Raw genomic sequence first — 1,762 nt, 5'->3', positions numbered from 1 at the left:
CTCGCCGCAGACGGTGGCCACGCGCACGCCGGGGCTGGCTTCCCGGGCGGGCACGACCTCGGCGCGCAGCCGGGCCGCGGCGGCGAGGTCGTCGTCACCGGAGGTCGCGGCGAGCGCGATGACCGGGATGTCGTCGGTGCTGCCCTGGGCGACGGTCGGCTCGACGCCCTGCGGCAGGCGCGGCTGGAGCCGGTTCACCGCCTGCTGCAGCTGGGCCACGGCGGCGTCGACGTCGGTGCCGTAGGTGAACATCACCTGCACGGTCGCGGAGCTCTCGGCGGAGCGGGTCAGCACCTGCTCGACGCCGTCGACGCCGCGCACGGCCGACTGGATGGGTTCGGCGACCTGGCTGTCCACCAGGTCCGGTGACGCGCCGGGGAAGGGCGCGATGACCACCGCGGCCGGCAACTCGATGGACGGGAAGAGCTGCTGCTTGATCGAGGGCAGCGTGAACACGCCGAAACCGATCACGAGCAGGCTGAGCAGCCCGACGAGACTTCGGTTGGCCAGGCTCAGTCGAGCCAGCACGGACATCGTGGGAATCTCCTTGGTGAGCGGACCTGCCGGGGTGTCCGGTCGGTGGGGACCGACGATCTGACGACCGTCGGTGGAACCGACCTCCGGACGACCGCGCGGCGTGCCGCGGGCGGATGTGCGCACGCTGGCACACGCCACCTGAGAACGGGCTCAGACATGGGTTGACTTCGCACCCGCGGCACAGGGCTTGACCTGCGCAAAGGCTAGTCACCACAAGATCGGGACGGCCGGGTGATCTTCATCACGGGGGGGGGGGGGGGGGGGCCCCGCCCCCCCCCCGGGGGGCCCGCCCCACGCGGCGCGGCGTGTGTACGACCGGGGGCGCCCCCCCCCCCCCGCCGGGGCGGCGGGTTCCCCGACGGGGATCGCCGCCGCCTCCGCGACCGGCGCCGTGACGACGGGGAGCGAGCCGCGCCGCCTGCTTCGCTGGAACATCGTGGTCCCTCCGCGTCTCCCCGCCCGTTGCGGAAGCTAGGAGCAGGGAGAGGAGGAGGGCAACTGTTGCGAAAACCCGTCAGCGCGAGATCAAAAGACGGAACGCGCAGGTCGAAAGGTTTCGTTGCATGTTAGAAACACTTCGGTGATTCACTCGTTCGGCCCAGGACGAGTTCCGTCATGTGAACCCATCATGCCGCCGGCGGCGCGGTGCTGTCGCGCACGATCAGGGTGGTGGGCAGCTCGACCCGCATGTGCGCGGGCTGTCGACCGGCGGCCAGGGACAGCACCTGCTCGGCCGCGGCGGCGCCCATCTCGACCATGGGCTGCCGCACGGTGGTCAGCGGCGGCCCGCACCAGCGGACGGCCGCGATGTCGTCGAAGCCGACCACGCTGAGGTCCTGCGGGACGCGCAGGCCCGCCTGCCGGGCGGCCTCGTAGACGCCGAGCGCCTGGAGGTCGTTGCCGCACAGCACGGCGGTGGGGGGATCGGGCAGGCGCAGCAGCTCGCGCGCGTGGTTGAGCCCGTCCTCGAAGGCGAACCACTGCCCGACGCGCACCAGCCGCTCGTCCAGCGGGGTGCCGTACTCGTCCATCGCCGCGCGGATGCCGCCCAGCCGGGCCCGCGCGCACATCCGCTCCGCCGGTCCGGAGATGACGGCGACGCGGCGGTGGCCGAGGTCGAGCAGGTGCCGGGCGGCGGGAGGGCGACGGCCAGCGGCGAGTGGTCCACGCCCAGCGCCACCACCCCGCGCCGGACCAGAGCCGCGACGAGCCGTCCGGGCCCGCA

2 protein-coding genes and 1 pseudogene are annotated in these 1,762 nt (G+C 73.4%); all 3 read right to left on the bottom strand.

Going from position 1 to position 1,762, the window contains the following annotated elements:
- Window positions 1–534: efflux RND transporter permease subunit (locus tag AB0G02_RS38415; RefSeq protein WP_360804885.1), on the bottom strand; the 534-nt coding region annotated here is incomplete at its 3' end.
- Between the two features lie 629 nt (window positions 535–1,163).
- Window positions 1,164–1,628 (bottom strand): substrate-binding domain-containing protein, encoded by a 465-nt coding sequence (locus tag AB0G02_RS38410; RefSeq protein WP_360804889.1) that lies wholly within the window; start codon window positions 1,626–1,628, stop codon window positions 1,164–1,166.
- Between the two features lie 47 nt (window positions 1,629–1,675).
- Window positions 1,676–1,762, bottom strand: a pseudogene (locus tag AB0G02_RS38405) (SAM-dependent methyltransferase); the annotation flags it as partial.

Origin of the sequence: Actinosynnema sp. NPDC023658, assembly GCF_040639995.1 — a bacterium.
Lineage (GTDB): Bacteria > Actinomycetota > Actinomycetes > Mycobacteriales > Pseudonocardiaceae > Actinosynnema.
This window is presented reverse-complemented; position numbering and strand designations above follow the sequence as displayed.